The organism is Streptacidiphilus sp. EB103A, assembly GCF_041261405.1.
Lineage (GTDB): Bacteria > Actinomycetota > Actinomycetes > Streptomycetales > Streptomycetaceae > Streptacidiphilus.
Window position 1 is genome coordinate 162,417 of record NZ_JBGCAQ010000006.1, and the last position, 19,061, is coordinate 181,477.

14 protein-coding genes are annotated in these 19,061 nt (G+C 69.9%); 6 read left to right on the forward strand and 8 right to left on the reverse strand.

From position 1 onward, the window contains the following. Positions 1-273: 273 nt before the first annotated feature. Together ABH941_RS11795 and ABH941_RS11800 are read left to right on the forward strand one after the other, a co-directional pair. Positions 274-540 carry a hypothetical protein gene (locus ABH941_RS11795; protein ID WP_370128871.1) on the forward strand — a complete coding sequence of 89 codons (267 nt, stop codon included), beginning with the start codon at positions 274-276 and terminating at the stop codon, positions 538-540. A gap of 261 nt (positions 541-801) precedes the next feature. Beyond that, positions 802-1,539, forward strand: coding sequence for a polyprenol monophosphomannose synthase (locus ABH941_RS11800; RefSeq protein WP_370128872.1), 738 nt, complete (start codon positions 802-804; stop codon positions 1,537-1,539). An 8-nt stretch (positions 1,540-1,547) separates the two neighbouring features. Here ABH941_RS11800 and ABH941_RS11805 read toward each other — a convergent pair whose 3' ends face one another. Continuing rightward, positions 1,548-2,348: a class I SAM-dependent methyltransferase gene (locus ABH941_RS11805; protein WP_370128874.1), complete on the reverse strand. Its 801-nt coding sequence runs from the start codon at positions 2,346-2,348 to the stop codon at positions 1,548-1,550. Positions 2,349-2,419: 71 nt separating this feature from the next. Further along, positions 2,420-4,189, reverse strand: a complete 1,770-nt coding sequence (locus ABH941_RS11810) for a carbohydrate-binding module family 20 domain-containing protein (protein ID WP_370128875.1) — start codon at positions 4,187-4,189, stop codon at positions 2,420-2,422. A gap of 195 nt (positions 4,190-4,384) precedes the next feature. Here ABH941_RS11810 and ABH941_RS11815 point away from each other — a divergent pair, with 195 nt between their 5' ends. After that, positions 4,385-5,254 (forward strand): PhzF family phenazine biosynthesis protein, encoded by an 870-nt coding sequence (locus ABH941_RS11815; protein WP_370128876.1) that lies wholly within the window; start codon positions 4,385-4,387, stop codon positions 5,252-5,254. Between the two features lie 157 nt (positions 5,255-5,411). Beyond that, on the forward strand, positions 5,412-6,449 hold the full coding sequence (locus tag ABH941_RS11820; RefSeq protein ID WP_370128877.1) for an acyltransferase family protein: 1,038 nt from the start codon (positions 5,412-5,414) through the stop codon (positions 6,447-6,449). A 39-nt stretch (positions 6,450-6,488) separates the two neighbouring features. Here the strand turns inward: ABH941_RS11820 and ABH941_RS11825 are convergent, their stop codons facing one another. The 6 genes from ABH941_RS11825 to ABH941_RS11850 all read right to left on the reverse strand — a co-directional run bounded on the left by ABH941_RS11825 (position 6,489) and on the right by ABH941_RS11850 (position 14,008). Beyond that, positions 6,489-7,301 (reverse strand): ABC transporter ATP-binding protein, encoded by an 813-nt coding sequence (locus ABH941_RS11825; RefSeq protein ID WP_370128879.1) that lies wholly within the window; start codon positions 7,299-7,301, stop codon positions 6,489-6,491. A 312-nt stretch (positions 7,302-7,613) separates the two neighbouring features. After that, positions 7,614-9,698, reverse strand: coding sequence for an ArnT family glycosyltransferase (locus ABH941_RS11830; protein WP_370128880.1), 2,085 nt, complete (start codon positions 9,696-9,698; stop codon positions 7,614-7,616). 58 nt (positions 9,699-9,756) lie between these two features. Then, a complete protein-coding gene (locus ABH941_RS11835) occupies positions 9,757-11,262 on the reverse strand; it encodes a sensor histidine kinase (protein WP_370128881.1) in 1,506 nt (501 codons plus the stop codon). A gap of 53 nt (positions 11,263-11,315) precedes the next feature. Then, a complete protein-coding gene (locus ABH941_RS11840; RefSeq protein WP_370128882.1) occupies positions 11,316-12,080 on the reverse strand; it encodes a response regulator transcription factor in 765 nt (254 codons plus the stop codon). Between the two features lie 136 nt (positions 12,081-12,216). Next, complete coding sequence (locus ABH941_RS11845) at positions 12,217-13,002, reverse strand: rhomboid family intramembrane serine protease (protein WP_370128883.1); 786 nt, start codon at positions 13,000-13,002, stop codon at positions 12,217-12,219. 55 nt (positions 13,003-13,057) lie between these two features. After that, positions 13,058-14,008, reverse strand: coding sequence for an aldose 1-epimerase family protein (locus tag ABH941_RS11850; protein WP_370128884.1), 951 nt, complete (start codon positions 14,006-14,008; stop codon positions 13,058-13,060). Between the two features lie 229 nt (positions 14,009-14,237). Between ABH941_RS11850 and ABH941_RS11855 the strand changes: the two genes are divergently transcribed. Further along, positions 14,238-17,510, forward strand: a complete 3,273-nt coding sequence (locus tag ABH941_RS11855; protein WP_370128885.1) for an N-acetylmuramoyl-L-alanine amidase — start codon at positions 14,238-14,240, stop codon at positions 17,508-17,510. 247 nt (positions 17,511-17,757) lie between these two features. Beyond that, positions 17,758-18,915: an acyl-CoA dehydrogenase family protein gene (locus ABH941_RS11860; protein WP_370128886.1), complete on the forward strand. Its 1,158-nt coding sequence runs from the start codon at positions 17,758-17,760 to the stop codon at positions 18,913-18,915. Positions 18,916-19,061: the final 146 nt, after the last annotated feature.

Consider the following 19,061-nt stretch of genomic DNA (forward strand, 5'->3'; position numbering starts at 1 on the left):
TAACTCCCCCCAGGTAACCCGATTGGGGGACGCACTTGTCCCGCCCCGCGCCCCTGGCGAGCGCTCCGCGCGGACCCAGGCCGCCCCCGGCCGTTGTCGCGCGGCGGAGCCGCTTCTGTCCGGGCGGAGCCCGGGAGATGGTGGGTGCGGTCGCGGCCCGGGTGTTGCCGTTGCAAGCGTGGAGCGGAGTCCACTGCGTCGTTCCGTGGATCGCGGGTAGGCGCGCCCTGCGCCGGGTTGACCGTCAATCCGGTACGGACGGTGGTGTTGAACATGACCAAGGCCAAGGCCAAGGAATCCATTCAGACCGGTGCGAAGGCCGCGTCGGCCGCTGGCGGGGCGGTCAAGAGCAAGAAGGCGACGAAGGTGGAGACGGCCCCGGTCAAGCCCGCCCCGGTGAAGGCCGCCAAGGCGAAGGTCACCGGCGCGAAGGCTGCGTCCGCTGCTTCCAGGACGCTGCACGATCCCAAGGCGACCAAGCAGGAGAAGTCCGCAGCGGCCAGCGCCCTGTCCAAGGCCCCGGCGCACGCCAAGCCGTGACATCGGTCCTCCCGCACCAGCGCTGACCATGACTCCCCCCGGATGAGGGAATCAGCTCCACCTCATCCGGGGTGTTCATGGCTGACGGCTCGACTTCGCCATCCCCAGTGCCTTCGGCACCATGTTCTGCCGAAGCCCAGGCACCAGGCACAGCAAGGGCTTACCGACCGCCGCTACACTGCGGTGCCCGCACTGAGAGTGATCCAGTACCGCACAACCGCGGTCCTCCCGCGAGAGCCGGGGACCCACAGGGGAATGAACATGGAAGAGACTTCTCCCAAGGCCGTTGTCGTCGTGCCCACGTACAACGAGCGTGAGAACCTGCCCGTCCTGGTCGGGCTGCTCGAAGAGCTGCAGTTGGCGAACCTGCACATCCTCGTCGTGGACGACAACTCGCCCGACGGCACCGGTGAGGTCGCGGACAAGCTGGCCGCCAATGCCCCGGACCGGATCGGCGTGCTGCACCGCACCGAGAAGGACGGCCTCGGTCGCGCCTACATCGCGGGCATGACCCGGGCGCTGGACGAGGGTGCGGACATCGTGATCCAGATGGACGCGGACCTGTCCCACCCGGCCTCGGTGCTCCCGGTCATGATCGAGACCCTGACCGGCACGGACGCGGCCGTCGTGCTGGGGTCCCGCTACGTCCCCGGCGGTTCGACCGCGGCGGAGTGGCCCTGGCACCGCAAGGCCCTCTCCGCCTGGGCGAACTTCTACGTCAACACGCTGCTGCGGCTGCACGTCAAGGACGCCACGGCCGGGTTCAAGGCGTGGAAGGCGGAGACGCTGCGGTCGATCGACCTGCCGTCCATCAACAGCAACGGCTACTCCTTCCAGGTGGAGATGAACTACCGGACCGTCAAGCGCGGTCTGACGATCCGTGAGGTCCCGATCCGGTTCGAGGAGCGGGTCAAGGGCGCCTCCAAGATGAGCCTCGGCGTGCAGATCGAGTCCGCGCTCGCCCCGTGGAAGCTGCTCTTCGGCGGCGGCAGGAAGTAGCCGGCCGCTCAGTCGTCGACCGGCCGCCGCAGCGTGATGAGCAGCGGCGTCCGCCGGTCCATCAGGGGGCGGACGATGCGCGCCTCCTCCAGCATCGCCTCGGTGGCCTCGTCGCCGACCTCGGCGCGCAGCTCGTCCTGGTGCAGCTCCCAGAGGTCGTAGAGCCGCTCCCAGAGCGCGGGCTCCTCTGGGCGCTCCTCGGCCGACTCCCACTCCAGGCCGGCCTCGGCGGCGTGCTCGCGCCAGCCGGGGCGGTCCGGACGATGCTGCGGGTGCCCGGGCTGGAGCCGGTTGCCGGTGAACACGAACCGTGCACCGGGCCGCAGGATGCGGCGCAGCTCGCGCAGCGCCGCGGTCCGGTCCGTGGTGAACGGCAGTGCGTCCATGCTCACCGCGCCGTCCGCGAAGGCGTCCGGCAGCCCGGTGTGCTCGAAGGCGCCGGTGCGGAACTCGGCCCGGCCCTCGGGGACGAAGTCCGCCGCCCGCTCGCCGGCGATTCCGACGGCCACCGGCGAGATGTCCACCCCGATCAGCCGCACGTTCAGCGCACGGGCCAGCCACAGCCCCGTCCCGCCGTTGCCGCAGCCCAGGTCGACCAGGGTCTGCCCGGGCCGCAGCCGCAGCTCGCGCACCATCCCGCCGAGCACCCGCCAGCTGCAGCTGCTCGCCGGGTCGACCTCGGCGGGATACTCCGCTCCGAACGCCTCCGTGTGCAGCCGCGTGGTCAGACTGTCCCCGCCGCGGGCGGCACGGGCGGTGTGGAAGCGGTCGGTGCGCTCGCGCACGGACTCGTCGGAGCTGCCGGTCACATGACCTCCCGGATCGGAAAAGACCGCAGCCTACAGCGGCTTGGGGCCCGGTAGCCATGCTCTCGGTGCGGCTACTTCCAGGTGTCGTTGAGGGTCGCGCTGCCCGAGGCCGGGGTGGTCGTGGTGCGGTTGGCACCGCTCTCCCAGGTGACGTTTCCGCTGCTGTCCTTCTTGATGTACTTGTACTCGAAGTAGGTGTTCGCGGGGAGGTGGAGCGTCCCGGTCCAGAGCGGATAGCTCGCGGAGGAGAGCAGGACTGCGCCGCTGGTGCTCCAGCTGCCGAGGACGGGGAGGGAACCGACCACGTAGACGTTGGTGCCGTAGACGGTGGTGGCATTCTCGCTGAAGTTCTCGCTGACGCTGGTCGCGGCCGACACCAGGTCGGTGCTGTCGAAGGCGACCGAGTCCTTGGCCGGGACGGTCACGCTCGCATTGCCGCTGCTGTCCACGGTGACGGTCGTCCCGCTGCAGGCGCCGCTGCTGACCGCGCCGTGGATGATGTCGCAGTAGATGCCCGCGGCCATCCCGGTGGCGAAGGTTTTGGTCTGCGCCGAGCTCTCGTTGTTGACCGCGATCCAGCCCGCGCTGCCCCGGCTGAAGGCGATCAGGTTGGAGCCGTCGTCGTACCAGTTGGCGACCGACTGGCCGGCCGTGTGGTTGTGCCAGGCCACCATGTGGTTGACCCCGGTGACCCGGTCGGTGCACTCCCAGCCGCTGCCGCAGGCAGTGTCGGTGACCATGCCGGTGCTGGCGGCCGGGGGCGAGTCGTCGGAGTTGGTGAAGTCGAATCCGGCGTACACCTCCGGAGTGCCGTAGCCCCAGGCGAGTTCGAACTCGGTGGCGATGTTGTTCACCGCACCGGACTTGTAGCTGAGGGTGGAGCCGTTGCGCTCGGTGTCGTGGTTCTCGACGAACACCAGCTCGTCGCTGCTCGGCAGCAGGCCCCAACTGGTGCCGAACGTCTTCAGGTTGGAGATGCTGCCGTTGAACTGCTGGGTGAGGTCGTCGGCGTAGTCGAAGCCGAGCAGACTGCCGGTGACCTCGAAGGAGGCGGGGGCGAGTTGTCCGGTGCCGCCGGGGATGACCTCCTGGGCGACGTAGGGAGCCGTGCCGTCGGCCGTCTTGTTGAGCTTGCTCTCGATCGCGGCGAGGTCGGTCTCGCCGATGTGCTTGGCCGCGTCCACCCGGAAGCCCGAGACGCCGTAGCCGATCAGCTTGTTGAGGTACCCGGCGATCGCGGTGCGGACGTAGTCCGACTCGGTGCGGAGGTCGGAGAGGCTCGACAGCTCGCAGTGGGTGACCTCGGTGTAGTTGTCCCAGTTGTGGATCTGGTCGTCGGACTGGGGGCAGTCGCCGGGGTAGTAGTGGAAGTCGGCGCTGGAGTACAGCCCGGGGTAGCTGTACTTGGTGTACCCGGTGACCCCGCCGTAGGACGAACTGCCCTGCCCGGTCATGTGGTTGATGACGGTGTCGACGTAGACCCTCACCCCGGCCGCGCGGCAGGTGGAGACCATGGCGGCGAACTGTGCCTCGCTGCCCATCCGGCTGGTGAGGTTGTAGTCCACCGGCTGGTAGATCTCCCACCAGGGGTGGCCGGAGACGGTGGTGGAGTCCTCCGGCGGGGCGACCTGTACACCGCCGTAGCCGGAGGGGCCGAGCACCGTGGTGCACTCGTTGGCGACGGAGTTCCAGTTCCACATGAAGAGATTGGCGATCACATCGCCGCTGTTCAGGGCCGCGTGCGCGGTCCCGGCGCTGGCAGCCAGGGTGAGCGGGACGATGCCTGCGGTGAGCAGGGCTCCTGAGGCGAGCATGGCGCGAAGGCGCGTGCGCGTACGCATGGTGGCTCCGGGTGGGGTGAAGGTCGCACGGGCTGAGGGTGGGGTCGCCCGGTGCTTCGCCATGACGATGCTCGCGGTGACGGAGCTGCGTCAAGGGGCTTGTAGAAAATTCTTTCTGATTCTTGCGGAAGGCTGGGATGGACCTTGCAGGTACAGCGTCGGAACAATAGGGCCGCCGCCCGAGTTCGACCGATCATGGACATCCTTCGCTATGCGGCCTTCACCACCGACCCCGAGGGCGGCAACCCCGCCGGGGTCGTGCTCGACGCGACCGGGCTGGACGACGCGGGCATGCTGGCTCTGGCGGCCGAGGTCGGCTATTCGGAGACGGCGTTTCTGACGAGGGGGAGGAGTGGGACTGCGGGGGAGCGCGACCCTCGGGATTACGACGTCCGCTACTTCAGCCCCAAGGCGGAGGTCCCCTTCTGCGGCCATGCCACCATCGCCACCGCAGTCGCCCTGGCCGAGCGCATCGGCGCCGGGGAACTGCTCTTCCGCACCCGGGCCGGCGAGGTGCCCGTCGCGGTCGAGGCCGGGCCGGACGGAGTTCTGCGGGCAACCCTGACCAGCGTCGATCCCCGGGTGGACGCGGTGTCGGAGGCGGATGTGGCCGAGGCCCTGCGGCTGCTCCGCTGGAGCGCCGACGACCTCGACCCAGCCCTGCCACCCCGGATCGCCTACGCGGGCGCCCGGCACCTCGTCCTGGCCGCCGCCACCCGCGAGCGCCTCGCGGACCTGGCCTACGACTTCGAGGGGCTGGCGGCCTACATGGTGGACCGCGATCTGACCACACTGCAGCTGGTGTGGCGCGAGGACGCGTCCACCTTCCATGTCCGCGACCCGTTCCCGATCGGCGGGGTCGTCGAGGACCCGGCCACCGGCGCCGCGGCGGCGGCCTTCGGCGCGTACCTGCGGGAGCTGGGGTTGGTGGTCGGGGGAGGCGGGACGGTGCTGACGCTGCATCAGGGGGAGGATCTGGGCCGGCCCGGGGTGCTGCGGGTGGAGCTGCGGGAGGGGGACCGCAGAGTGCGGGTGTCGGGGACGGCGGTGGCGATCGCCGGGTAGGGGGTTCTGTGGGTTCCTCGACTGCGGATCGTAGTCGGCTGGTCGCGCAGTTCCCCGCGCCCCTAACTTGTGCAACTGGCCCGCTTGCAAACGTCCAGGGGCGCGGGGAACTGCGCGACCAGCCAGGCACATGCCGCAGCCGAGCTACGATCCACAGGTGCTCCTCACCCGTCCCGCCGTCGCCGTCGAAGCGCCCCCGCGCACCGCGCGTGACCCCTTCTTCGACAACGCCAAACTACTGGTGATCGTGCTGGTCGTGCTCGGCCACGCCTGGGAGCCGCTGGTCGCTCTGCCGGGCGAACGACCGCTGCGGGCTGCGTACCTGCTGGTCTATGTGTTCCACATGCCGGTCTTCGTGCTGGTCTCCGGCTGGTTCTCGCAGAGCTTCCGGGGGGAACCGCGCCAGCTCCGGCGGCTGCTCACCGGCGTCCTCGCACCGTTCCTGCTGTGGAACACGCTGCTGACGCTGTGGGTGCAGTGGCTGGCCGGAACGCACTTCGCCCTGGCACCGCTGACCCCGACCTGGGTGCTGTGGTTCCTGATGTCCCTGTTCCTGTGGCGGATCACCGCCCCGCTGTGGCGGCTGGTCCGCCGGCCGGTGCCGGTGGCGATCGCGGTGTTCCTGCTCAGCGGCGCCTTCACCTTCGGCCCGATGCTGGCGCTGGCCAGGACGCTGGAGTTCCTGCCGTACTTCGTGATCGGCCTCTGCCTGCGCCGCGAGCGCCTGGACCGCCTGCTCGCGTTCCGGCACGTCCGGCTGTACGCGCTGGCTGTCTTCGCCGCGGTGGCGGTCCTCGCCTATGCGGCGGCCCCGAGCACCAACGTCAACTGGCTCTACCGCAGCGGCTCCAGCGGCTCGCTGCATGTCTCGTATGCACGCTGGCTGGCCGAGTCCTCGGTGCTGTTCCTGCTCGGGTTGCTGCTCGCGGCGGCCTTCCTGGCGCTGGTGCCACGCCGCCCGATGTGGTTCAGCGCGCTCGGCGCCGGGACCATGTACGCGTTCCTGCTGCATGCGTTCGTGCAGCGGACGCTGCTGCTGGAGGGCGCGTACCACTGGTCGCTGCTGCGCCACCCCGGCGGCTGGCTGCTGCTGTCCGCCGGCGCGGTGGCGCTGGCGCTGGCGCTCTGCACCACCCCGGTGCGGAGGGTGTTCCGACCGGTGGTCGAACCCCGGCTGCGCCGACTGCTCCGCTAATCGGAAGCTGTCCCCGATCCGGGGACAGCTTCCGATCCGCTAGGCCCTGAGCGCTGCGCCCGCGGCGGTTCGCACCCGCGCCAGCGGTACGACCAGCGGCGTTCCGCTCTCCGGGTCCTCGATCACCCGGCAGCGCAACCCGAACACCCGCTGCACCAGCTCCGCCGTCACGATCTCCGAGGGGTCGCCCTCGGCAACCACGGCGCCGTCGCGCATCGCGATCAGATGGGTGGCGTAGCGAGCAGCCTGGTTGAGGTCGTGCAGCACGGCCACCAGCGTCCGCCCCTCCGTCTCGTGCAACTCGGCGCAGAGGTTCAGCAGTTCGACCTGGTGGGCGACGTCGAGATAGGTCGTCGGCTCGTCGAGCAGCAGTAGCGGGGTCTGCTGGGCCAGGCACATCGCCAGCCACACCCGCTGCCGCTGCCCGCCCGACAACTCGTCGACGCAGCGATCGGCCAGCTCCGCCACCCCGGTCGCGGCCATCGACTCGCCGACCACCTGCTCGTCCCGCGACGACCACTGCCGGAACAGCCCTTGGTACGGGTAGCGGCCCCGGGCGACCAGGTCGGCGACGGTGATGCCGTCCGGCGCCGTCGAGCCCTGCGGCAGCAGCCCCAGCTGCTGCGCGACCTTGCGGGCCGGCAGCGAGGTGATGTCCCGTCCGTCCAGGTGGACGGTGCCACGGGCTGGTCGCAGTACCCGCCCGAGGGCGCGCAGCAGGGTCGACTTGCCGCAGGCATTGGGGCCGATGATCGCGGTGAACGAACCGTCGGGGATCGCCACGTCCAGATGTTCGGCGACCGGATCGCCCTGGTACGCGAGCGTGACGTCATGCGCGGCGAGGCGGGACACGTAGGGCTCCTCGGTGGCGGTACTCGACCTGTGCCATAGTAAGGGCAGCCTAACCTAATCGAATGTCAGCCATCGATCAGGCCCCCGGAGACCGCATGCCCGCAACCGCCGCCCCTGCTGTTCCTCTTGTCGAACCCTTCCGCGGCGCCCGGCGGCGGGCCCCGCAGCCCCTCCCGCTCCTGTTGCCGCGAGGCGGAGCCGAGCAACAGCAACAAGCCACGGGCGTGCCATCCGGCAACGGTGGCGCCATGTAAGCCACCTACCGGCCCCGTGTCGGGGAGGCGGCGCCCCGCCTCCCCGACACACATCGCGTCAGCTCGTGGTCGTCGTCTTCGCCTTCGTCAGGTCGTAGACCGTCACCCCGTCAACCGTGCTGGACGAGTAGTTGGCTGCGACCCAGGTGGAGATCTGGCTGGTGTCCGAGCTGCCGCTGCTGCCGTTGGCGCCGGTGCCGCCGGCGATGAAGTAGTGGATCCGGCCGGAGCGGACGTACTGCTCGAACTGGCTGAGGCTCGGGGCGGCGTCGGTGCCGTTGAATCCGCCGAGGGCCATCACCGGGTCGCCGGTGGCGAGTTGGTAGCCGGCGGCGTTCTGGGAGCCGATTGCTGCGGCGGCCCAGGTGTACTTGCCGGCGTCGGTCTTCAGCAGGGCGGTGATCGCCGTGCCCGGGTTGGAGCCGTTGAGCAGCGTTCCGATGCCGCCGCCACCACCGCCCGCCCCGCCGCCGCCGAACCCGCCGCCGCCAGCGGCGCCGCCGGTTCCGCCGCGCGTCGTGGTGCCACCCGGCGCGGTGCCGCCGCCGGCCTGCGGCGCGCCTTGACCGCCGCCGGTGGTAGCGCCGCCCTGGCCTCCGCCCGGGAACCCGCCGCCGGCGCGTCCGCCGCCGAAGCCGCCACCGCCGCCGCCTCCGAACCCGCCTCCCATCACGGAGGGTCCCGCGCTGGGCAGGGATCCGGTGTGCGCCGTGCCCACCGTCTGCAGGGTGTAGGCCGCCGGTCCGGCCAGGGCCGCGACCAGGCCCAACGCCGCCAGCGGGCGGGCGAAGCCGCTCGGGAGGTGGCCTGCGACGACCAGGCCCAGCGCCGCCAGCATCCCGCCGATCAGCACCGCGTACCGCAGCCACGGGTACCAGTCGGAACTGCGCTCCAGCAGGGTGTACGACCACACGGCCGTCACCCCGGTGACCACCGCCAGTGCCACGGAGGCGAACCAGCTCTTCCTGTGCTCCCAGAGCAGCGCCGCGCCCATGCCGATCAGGATCGCGATGTACGGAGCCAGCGCGACGTTGTAGTACGGGTGGAAGATGCCCTTCATCAGACTGAACGTCAGGAAGGTGGTGACCAGGGCGAGTCCCCAGAGCACGAAGGCCGCGCGGCGGCTGTCCACTCGGGGCAGGCGCCAGGTCAGCCACAATCCGGCGACAACGAGCAGCAGCGCCGCCGGGAGCAGCCAGGCGATCTGACCGCCCATGTCGGAGCTGAACAGCCGGGTGAGTCCGGTGCTGCCCCAGATGCCCGTGCCGCCTGCGGCACCGCCGCCGCCCCCGCCGACGCTGCCGGTCTCGGAGCCGTCCAGACGCCCGAACCCGTTGTAGCCGAAGGTCAGTTCAAGGAAGCTGTTGTGCTGGCTGCCGCCGATGTACGGCCGGTACGCGGCCGGGGTCAGCTCGACGATGGCCACCCACCAGCCGCCGCTGACGACCATGACGACCAGGGCCACCAGCACCTGCCTGATCCTGCGCCACATCCCGGTAGGCGCGAACGCCAGGTAGGTGATGCCGAGCGCGGGGAGGATCAGGAACGCCTGCAGCGTCTTAGTGAGGAACGCCATGCCGACGCACGCGCCCGCCAGCACCAGCCAGCGGGTCTGGGCCTTCTCCTGCGCGCGCAGAACGGCGTAGCCGGCGAGGGTCAGCAGCAGGGCGAGCAGCGCGTCGGGGTTGTTGAAGCGGAACATCAGCGCGGCGACGGGGGTGAGCGCCAGCGCCGCGCCCGCGATCAGTCCGGCCTGGGCCGAGAAGCGCCGGCGTACCGCCGCGTACACGACGGCGACCGTGGCGACGCCCTCCAGGGCCTGCGGCGCCAGGATCGACCAGGAGTTGACGCCGAAGATCCGGGCCGAGATGTCCATGACCCACAGCGACGCCGGGGGCTTGTCCACGGTGATGAAGTTCGCCGCGTCGGAGGAGCCGTAGAACATGGCCTCCCAGCTCTTGCTGCCGGCCTGGACGGCCGCCGAGTAGAACTGGTTGGCCCAGCCGGAAGCGCTGAGGCCCCACAGGTAGAGCACGGCGGTGACCAGGAGTAGAGCGATGAATGCGGGGCGGACCCAGCGCGGGTCCCCGGCGGGGGACTGCTGTTCCAGCTCGACGGGCTGGGCGGCAATGGTGGACGACATACCACCAATCTCTCCGAAAGCCCTGTTGTCGCCGTGTGCCGATGCTGTGAACGGTCTGTCAGTTGGCGAGGTAATTCAGAAACCTGGCCCGTTCGAAGGAGAGCGGCAGCCGGACCGTGAACACGGTGCACCCCGGCGAGCTGCGGACGCTGACCTGGCCGCCGTGCGAGGCGGTGACGGCGGCGACGATGGCCAGGCCGAGGCCGGTGCTGCCGGCCGAACGGGAGCGGGAGCTGTCGCCGCGGGCGAAGCGCTCGAACACGGAGGGCAGCAGCGCGGGTGGGATGCCCGGACCGTCGTCGATGATCCGCAGCTCGCAACCGGTGCCGTCGGGGGAGAGCAGCACGGCGGCGGTGACCCTGGTCCCGGCCGGGGTGTGCTTGCCCGCGTTGGCGAGGAGATTGACCAGCACCTGGTGCAGCCGGTGCCCGTCGCCGTCCACCATCACCGGGTCGTCAGGGAGTTGGACCTGCCAGTTGTGGTCGGGGCTGGCCGCGTGGGCGTCCCGGACGGCGTCCATGACCAGCGGCGAGAGGTCCAGCGGCTCGCGCTCCAGCGGGCGCCCGGCGTCCAGGCGGGCCAGCAGCAGGAGGTCCTCGACGAGGCGGGTCATCCGCGCGGCCTCGGACTCGATCCGGCTCAGTGCGTAGGCCGTGTCCTGCGGTACGGCTTCGCGTCCGCGCCGGGTGAGTTCGGCGTAGCCGGCGATGGATGCCAGTGGCGTCCGCAGCTCGTGACTGGCGTCGGCGACGAACTGGCGCACGCGGGTCTCGCTGGCGTGGCGGGCGGACAGGGCGTCGGCGACATGGTCGATGAGTCGATTGAGTGAGAAGCCGACCTGCCCGGCTTCGGTGCGGACGTCCGTGTCGGCGTCAGGTACCCGGGTCAACTCGCCGACCTCGCCCCGGTCCAATTGCACCCGGGAGATTCGTGCGGCAGTGGCGGCGACCCGGTCGAGGGGACGGAGCGAGATCCTGATCAGGCCGAAGGAGAGGAAGCCTGCGATGATCATCCCGGCCAGGGTGACCGTCGCCTCGACGGCGATGAGCTCATTGACGGTGGTCTGGTAGCTGTTGAGGGGCACCCCGACGATGCGCGTCTCTTGGGTCTGAGGATTGACCTGCGCTTTCACCAGGAAGTCGCCAAGGTCGGGCAGGGAGATCGTGACGAAGACGCTGGTGCCGGCAGCAGCAGCGAGTGCGTTCGTCTGGGCGGTCGTCAGTGCCTTGGGGGTGAAGGACGGGTTGTTGTTGCCGTCGGTGCTCACCGTCGGTGTGCCGGCCTGCACAGTTCCGTCCTTTGCCACCAGGGCGCCAACGGCACCCTCTGGCAGAGTGTTGACGAACGCCAGGGGATTCTGCTGGGCGCGCGACGGCGGACGCGACGCTCCGGCCCCGCCTGTGCCGTCGGTCCCGCCTCCGTTGTCGATCCAGAACGGCTGGGCTCGAGCAATCGCCTGCGTCAGCTTGTCCTGGGCCGCAGCATTCAGGTCCGCCTTGACCGCCAGCGTGGTGACCAGCGCGATCACCCCGCTGACCACCGCCAGCATCAGCGTGGTGGTCACCAGCAGCCGGGTCCGCAAGGACCATGTGGACCAGCTTCGGACCCGGCTCCGCTTCATCGGACCGGTGCCCCCGCGTCGGCCGGCTTCAGCACGTACCCCGCGCCGCGCATGGTGTGGATCATCGGGGAGCGTCCGGCGTCTATCTTGCGGCGCAGATAGGAGATGTAGAGCTCGACGACGTTCCCCTGCCCGCCGAAGTCGTAGGACCAGACCCGGTCCAGGATCTGGGGCTTGCTGAGCACCCGGCGCGGGTTGCGCATCAGGAACCGCAGCAGCTCGAACTCGGTGGCGGTGAGCCTGATCGCGTCGTCGCCGCGGTAGACCTCGCGGCTGTCCTCGTCCAGGGTGAGGTCGCCGACGACCAGCACCGACTCCGCCCGCGCCGCGGCCGCGCCGCTCCTGCGGAGCAGTCCGCGCAGGCGGGCCACGACCTCCTCAAGACTGAAGGGCTTGGTGACGTAGTCGTCGCCGCCGGCCGTGAGGCCGGCGATGCGGTCCTCGACCGAGTCCTTGGCGGTGAGGAACAGCACCGGCACGTCGTGCTGGTCGGCACGCAGGCGGCGCATCACCTCAAGGCCGCTCAGGTCGGGCAGCATCACGTCGAGCACCACGGCGTCCGGGCGGAACTCCCGGGCAGCACGCAGAGCGTCGGCGCCGTCACCGGCGGTGGCCGTCTGCCAGCCCTCGTAGCGCAGGGCCATGGACAGCAGATCAGCGAGCGGAGCCTCGTCGTCGACGACGAGGACTCGGACGGGACTTCCATCGGGTCGGCGAAGGTCGGTGGAGGCCGCTTCGGGGCTAGGGGGCATCGTCGTCATGGCGAGAAGGCTGCATGCCCTCAATGAGAAATCCATGAGGTCAACCTGTGGCAAGCCTGTGCTTTGCCTGCCAGTTCCGTCACAGGAACCCATTAATCCGTTTGACCAGGCACTTTTCCGGGCGCAGAGGGTGGGGCTAGAGGAGCCCCAGATCCCCCAGCTCCTTGTGCAGGTCGCTGCGGCTGCCTTCGAGCGCCGGGTTCGACCCCTGCGCGGGCACGATCGTCTTACCTGAACCTGAACCTGCGCCCAGGCCCGAACCTGAGGCCGAGCCGTAGCCCGATCCAGGGCCCGCATCCGGGCCGGAGACCATCCGGGGCCGTCGGTCCCGCAGTGCCCATGCTCCGACCACGCCGCCGACCAGTCCGCCCAGGTGTGCCAGCCAGCTCACTCCGGGGGTGCCGGGCAGTGCGATCGTCACAAGATAGGCGAAGGATGCGGCCATGACCACCCCGATGAGGGTGTCGATCAGCCGCCGGTCGAAGATCCCGCGCAGCACCACATAGCCGAAGTAGCCGAAGATCAAGCCGCTGGCGCCGACGCTGCCGGTGTTGGTGTCCTGGAAGATCCAGACGGCGAGGCCGCTGGTGAGTGCGACCAGCAGGGTCAGCCAGAGGAAGCGCACCACGCCGCGGTAGGCGGCGAGGAAGCCGAAGACGAAGAGTGGCCCCGAGTTGCCCTCGATGTGCTGCCAGCTGAAGTGCAGGAACGGCGCGGTGAAGATCTCGCCCAGCCGGTCCGGCCGCTGCGGGATCACCTCGAACTCCCGGTCCAGCTGGTAGTTCCCGGTCCAGTTGACGATCTGCAGCGCCCAGATCAGGACCATGAAGCCGAACATCACGAAGAACGCCTTGCGCGCCTCCGCGATCATCTCCTCGGCGGTCTGCGGCCCCGCCGACGTCCATCCCTGCAACCCGCGCATCTGCGCACCCCCTCACAGGTAACTCTACGGTGCGGGAGGGATGGTGCGGCAGCCGTCAGAGGGCCCGGATGCCCCAGTGGTGGGCGATCCGGTCGCCCGGCTCCAGCCGGATCACGTCCTCGCCGGTGGCGAAGGCGTTCGGGGGGCAGCTCATCGGCTCGACCGCGATGCCCGCGCGCCGGTACGGGCCGGTCAGGCCGTCGCCCGAGTACACCTGCAGCCAGCCGATCTCCTCGCCGACCCAGAGCTCCACCCCGCGGGCGCCGTCGCCGCTGGTCAGCCGGACCGCGGCGCGTCCGTCGCGGTCGCGGTGCAGTCCGGTGAAGGCGGTGTCCAGCGGGGTGGCGCCGATCGCCCTGGCCTTGCGGAAGTCGTAGTCCGTCCCCTCGACGGACTCGCGGCCGGTCGGGATCAGCCGCTCGTCGACCGGGATCCAGGTGTCGGCCGGCAGTTCCAGGACGGCCTCGTCCAGGCTGCCCGGACCCCGGCCCAGGGTCAGGTAGGGGTGCGCGCCGATGCCGTACGGGGCGGCCGTCGGCCCGACGTTGCGGGCGGCCACCTCGACGCTCAGGCCGTCCTCGCCCAGGGTGTAACTGGCCGTCAGTTCGAGGATGTGCGGGTAGCCGTGCATCGGGTACAGCCGCAGCCCGAAGCGGACCGAGGCGGTGTCCTCGGCCATCACCCGCCAGGGCAGCCAACGGACGAAGCCGTGGCTGGCGTTGTGCGTGGCCGGCTCGCTGATGTCGAGCTGCTGCTCCCGGCCGTCGAAGGCGTACTTCCCGTCCCTCACCCGGTTGGGCCACGGCACCAGCAACTGCCCCGCGCCGCCGGGCGGCATCTGCTCGGACCGGTACTTCACGATCAGCGGACGTCCCCGGTGGCTGAGACCTCTCAAACCCGCACCCACGACGGTGAGTACCGCGCGGTAGTCGCCGTACTCGATCACCTGCTGGGGACCGGTCGGGGAGAGGGGTTCGGAGTGCTCGCTGCGGGTCTTCTCAGCCATGGACACATCGTTGCACGAACAGCCCCGGAACAGAGGCCCCAATGGTCTTGGACAGCCCCATGACTGCTAACCTCAACCATCATTTGTCATGTGTTCGATCGCCGGGGGATTTGACTTCAGCCGGACGCGGCAGCACGCGCGGACGTGACGAGAACGAGACACGCGCATTGGGGGCAGACCGCCATGTCGTTACTGCCCCGCTACTCGGATTCAGGGCAGGGGCACTGCGGTGGCAGCAAGGCACAGTCGGAAGAAATCTCGTATAGGCGCCGGAGTCGGCGTCGCACTGGCGGCAGCAGCGCTGGTGGTCGGAGCGGTCGCGGAAGCGGCGCCCACGAAGTCCACATCCGGGGCGGGGGCCGACGCGTCGTCGGTGGCCCTGGCGACCTCGGCCAGGAGCACGTTGCAGGACGACTTCGCAGCTGCGGCTGCTGAGTTCAAGGTCCCGGAGAGCGTCCTGCTGGCGGTGTCCTACCAGGAGACCCAGTGGGAGTCGCACCAGGGCAAGCCGAGCACCACCGGCAACTACAACGTCATGGGCCTGACCCAGGCCGCCCAGTCGACGGCGGCCCCGCTCACGGCCGCCCAGGTGGCGGCCGAGTACAACGACGCCGGCGACGGCAGCAAGCCGCGTACCCCGAGCGCCGCGCTGATGGCGCTGGTGAACGACAAGTCCGCGACCAACTCCCCGGCCCTGCACACACTGGACACGGCCGCCGGGCTGATCAAGCAGCCCGCTTCGGCGCTGCGCGGTGACAGCAAGCAGAACATCCGCGGCGCAGCGGCCCTGCTGGTCTCCTACCAGCAGAAGTTGCACCACACGGTGTCCCTCGACCCCACCCAGTGGTACGGCGCGGTCGCGGCCTACTCCCAGGCCTCGGACCAGAAGGCCGCCACCGGCTTCGCCGACCAGGTCTTCCTGACCCTGCACAGCGGCGCCTCCCGCACTACCACCGACAACCAGACGGTGTCGCTGGCGGCCAGCCCGGCTGTCACCGTGCCCAGCACGGCGGCCGCGACCCAGGCCATCAGCGGGCTCAGCCTGCGGGCGACGGCCGCGGGCAGCTCCGCGTCCACCGCCACCGAGTGCCCGACCACGGTGACCTGCACCTTCGCACCGGCTGCCATCCCCAACTACTACCCCGGCAACCGTCCCACCGACGGCAACGGCATCACCACGATCGTGCTGCACACGACCGAGGGCAATGCGGCGTCGGACGCGGTCGGGGTCTTCCAGGACGCGACCAGTGGCACCAGCTCGCACTACATCGTGGACGCCAACGGTGCGGTCACCCAGTTGGTGCCGCTTGAGGACGCCGCCGCCCACGCCGGCAACAAGTCGGTGAACCTGCACTCGGTCGGCATCGAGAACGTCGGCTTCGCCGCGGGCAGCACCTCCGCCAACAACACCGGTGGCACCTGGCTGACTTCGGCGCAGTACGCGGCCGACGCGGCCCTGGTGAAGTACGTCGCGGAGAAGTACGGCATTCCGCTCGACCGGGACCACATCCTCGGCCACGACGATGTGCCCTACCCGCTCTCCACCCCCTCCAGCTTCGTCACCAAGCAGCACTGGGACCCGGGGCCCTACTACGACTGGAGCACCCTCTTCAGCCTGCTGGGCGCCACCCCGGTCGGCAGCGGCAACCTGGTCGAGGGGGGCACGGTCACCATCGCGCCGGCCTTCAGCTCGGCCAACCAGCCGGCGATGCTCGGCTGCGATGTGAAGCCGGGCGCCACCGCCGACAGCACCGACCCCTGCCCGGCCGCCAACGCCAACTTCGTCTACCTCTACAAGGACGCCTCCACCGACTCCGGCCTGATCACCGACAGCATCCTGTCCGGCGCCGGCATGGACAGCGGCAGCAGCCAGATCGCCGACGTCAGCGACAAGGCCGTCTACGGCCAGAGCTTCGTCGTCGCCGGCATCAACGGTGACTGGACCGCGATCTGGTACGGCGGACAGAAGGCCTGGTTCTACAACCCCGCCGGGATCAACACGGTCGCCAACACCCATCCGGGCCAGCTGATAGTCCAGCCCAGCGGCAGCACACCGGTCGCGGTCTACGGGCGCTACTACCCCGAGGCCTCCGACTACCCGCCCTCGCTCGCGACCTTCGCCACTTCGGGCTACCAGCCGGTCGCGCCGCTGGCGTACACCCTCCCGGTGGGGCAGGCCTACACCGCGGACGCCGCTGTGAGCGCCGACTACTACTACACCAGCAGTGACACCAACACCACCGGCAGCTGCGCCTCGCCGTCGGTGTGCATCGAGGTCATCTCCCCGACCACCAAGTACTACCCGATCCGCTACAACCACCGGATCGCCTATGTGAAGGCATCCGACGTCCAGGTGCTCACCGCGGCCGCGCCGCCCAAGGGCAGCTACGTCCCGACCGGTCCGACCCGGGCCATGGACACCAGGACCACCCTCGGCGGGGCGCAGGCGCCGGTCGTGGCCGGCACGCCGCGGGTGCTGCAGATCGCGGGGGCGAACGGGATCCCGGCTAGCGGGGTCACGGCGGTGGTCATGAACGTCACTGCGGTCAAGCCGACCGCCGGCACGGTCGTCACGGTCTATCCGGACGGTCTGAAACAGCCGGCCACCTCGAACCTGAACGTCCCCAAGGGCGCGGTGATGCCCAACCTGGCGGTCGTCCCGGTGGTGGACGGGAAGGTCGACTTCGCGGTCAGCACCGGCTCCGTCGACCTGCTGGCCGACGTCACCGGCTACTTCTCGACGACTGCCACCGGCGGCTCCACCTTCACCAGCGCCGGTCCGGTCCGGGCGATGGACACCCGTAACGGGACCGGTGGTGTCGCGACGGCGCGGGTGGCGGCCGGTGGGACGGTGAAGCTGAAGGTCGCCGGGGTGAACGGGATTCCGTCGACCGGGGCGACCGCGGTGGTCATGAACGTGACGGCGGTCAACCCGAGCACGGGCGGGGTGGTGACCGTGTATCCGGACGGCATCACCCGGCCTACGGTCTCCAACCTGAACTTCGCGGCCGGGCAGACCGTCCCCAACCTGGTGGTGGTCCCGGTGACCAACGGGGTGGTGGACTTCTACAACTACCTCGGCACCGTCGACCTGATCGCCGACATCACCGGCTACTTCACCCAGGGGTCCGGATCCTCGTACGTCACCGCCGGTCCGGTCCGGGCGATGGACACCCGCAACGGCACCGGTGGTGTCGCGACGGCGCGGGTGGCGGCCGGTGGGACGGTGAAGCTGAAGGTCGCCGGGGTGAACGGGATTCCGTCGACCGGGGCGACCGCGGTGGTCATGAACGTGACGGCGGTCAATCCGAGCACGGGCGGGGTGGTGACCGTGTATCCGGACGGCACCACCATGCCGCTCGCCTCGAACCTGAACTTCGCGGCGGGGCAGACCATCCCGAACCTGGTGGTGGTCCCGGTGAAGAACGGTGTGGTGGACTTCTACAACTACAGCGGCACCGTCGACCTGATCGCCGACGTCACCGGCTACTTCACCCAGTAGTCGTCGGCCGGCGCGACATCCGGCCCGACACCGCCGCTGCCCCCGCGACCGCCCGGTCGTGGGGGCAGCGGCGTTCCCAGCCCCGGCTGCCGGCACTGACCTATCGACCGTTCTGCCCGGCGGCCGACCGGCCGTCGGATCCGGCTCACATCACAGTCGGCCTCCCTGGACAGAACACCCTACTGGCGATTAACTTAACGTTCGTTCGACCAGTCAGGACGTGAAGGCTCAGGAGAGGAGCGCCATCGTGCGCCGCACCGTATTCACCGAGGACCACGAGGCGTTCCGGGAGACCATCCGCGACTTCATCACCAAGGAGGTCGTGCCGGTCTACCCCGAGTGGGAGCAGGCCGGTCGCGCTCCCAAGGACTTCTACCTGAAGCTGGGCGAGCTGGGCGTCTTCGGCATCGAGGTGCCGGAGGAGTTCGGCGGCGCCGGCATCCACGGCTTCAAGTACCAGGCGATCGTCACCGAGGAGTGCGCCCGTGCCGGCGTCAGCTTCGGCGGCTCCGGGGTGCACACCGGCCTCTGCCTCCCGTACCTGATGGAGTACGGCAGCGACGAGCAGAAGAAGCGCTGGCTGCCGAAGTTCGTCTCCGGCGAGATGATGACCGCCATCGCCATGACCGAGCCGGGCACCGGCTCCGACCTGGCCGGGATGACCACCAACGCCAAGCTCTCCGAGGACGGCAAGCACTACGTCCTCAACGGCGCCAAGACCTTCATCACCGGCGGCGTCCAGGCCGACCTGATGCTGGTGGTCGCGCGCACCTCCCCGGCCACCCCGGAGAACCGCCGCACCGGCCTCTCCATCCTCTGCGTCGACACCACCAGTGAGGGCTACACCGTCGGCCGCAAGCTGGACAAGATCGGCCTGCGCACCTCCGACACCGCCGAGCTGTCCTTCGTCGACGTCAAGGTGCCGGTCGAGAACCTGCTGGGCGAGGAGGGCAAGGGCTTCTTCTACCTGGCCCACAACCTGGTCCAGGAGCGCCTGGCCATCGCCGTCGGCGCCTACGCCGCCGCCCGCGCCGCGGTGGACCTGGCCGTCTCCTACACCAAGGACCGCAAGGTCTTCGGTCAGTCGGTGTCCGAGTTCCAGAACACCAAGTTCGAGATCGCCGCCTGCGAGGCCGAGGTCGACGCGGCCCAGGCCGTCGTGGACCGCGCCCTGGAGCAGTTCGAGACCGGCGACCTGACCGCCTCGGACGTGGCCAAGGCCAAGCTGTTCACCACCGAGGTCTGCTCCCGGGTGGTCGACCGCTGCCTGCAGCTGCACGGCGGCTACGGCTACATCCTGGAGTACCCGATCGCCCGCCTCTACGCGGACAACCGGGTGTTCCGCATCTACGGCGGCACCAGCGAGGTCATGAAGCTCGTGATCGCCAAGTCGCTCGGCCTCTAGGGCGACAGCCCGTAGGCCGGCGCACCCCCACCCCCGGTGCGGGCGGATTCCCTCCGTCCGTACCGGGGTTTCTGCGTGCGAGGGGGCGGCGCGCCTCCCGTTCTCTTGTGGAACAAAAGGGACAATAGGTGTAAATCTCCCAAGGT

Excerpts from the sequence above, each read along its gene's own strand:
- ABH941_RS11795 (WP_370128871.1), top strand. The coding sequence starts at position 274 with ATGACCAAGGCCAAGGCCAAGGAATCCATTCAGACCGGTGCGAAGGCC.
- ABH941_RS11800 (WP_370128872.1), top strand. The coding sequence starts at position 802 with ATGGAAGAGACTTCTCCCAAGGCCGTTGTCGTCGTGCCCACGTACAAC.
- ABH941_RS11810 (WP_370128875.1), bottom strand. The coding sequence starts at position 4,189 with ATGCGTACGCGCACGCGCCTTCGCGCCATGCTCGCCTCAGGAGCCCTG.
- ABH941_RS11815 (WP_370128876.1), top strand. The coding sequence starts at position 4,385 with ATGGACATCCTTCGCTATGCGGCCTTCACCACCGACCCCGAGGGCGGC.
- ABH941_RS11830 (WP_370128880.1), bottom strand. The coding sequence starts at position 9,698 with ATGTCGTCCACCATTGCCGCCCAGCCCGTCGAGCTGGAACAGCAGTCC.
- ABH941_RS11840 (WP_370128882.1), bottom strand. The coding sequence starts at position 12,080 with ATGACGACGATGCCCCCTAGCCCCGAAGCGGCCTCCACCGACCTTCGC.
- ABH941_RS11845 (WP_370128883.1), bottom strand. The coding sequence starts at position 13,002 with ATGCGCGGGTTGCAGGGATGGACGTCGGCGGGGCCGCAGACCGCCGAG.
- ABH941_RS11850 (WP_370128884.1), bottom strand. The coding sequence starts at position 14,008 with ATGGCTGAGAAGACCCGCAGCGAGCACTCCGAACCCCTCTCCCCGACC.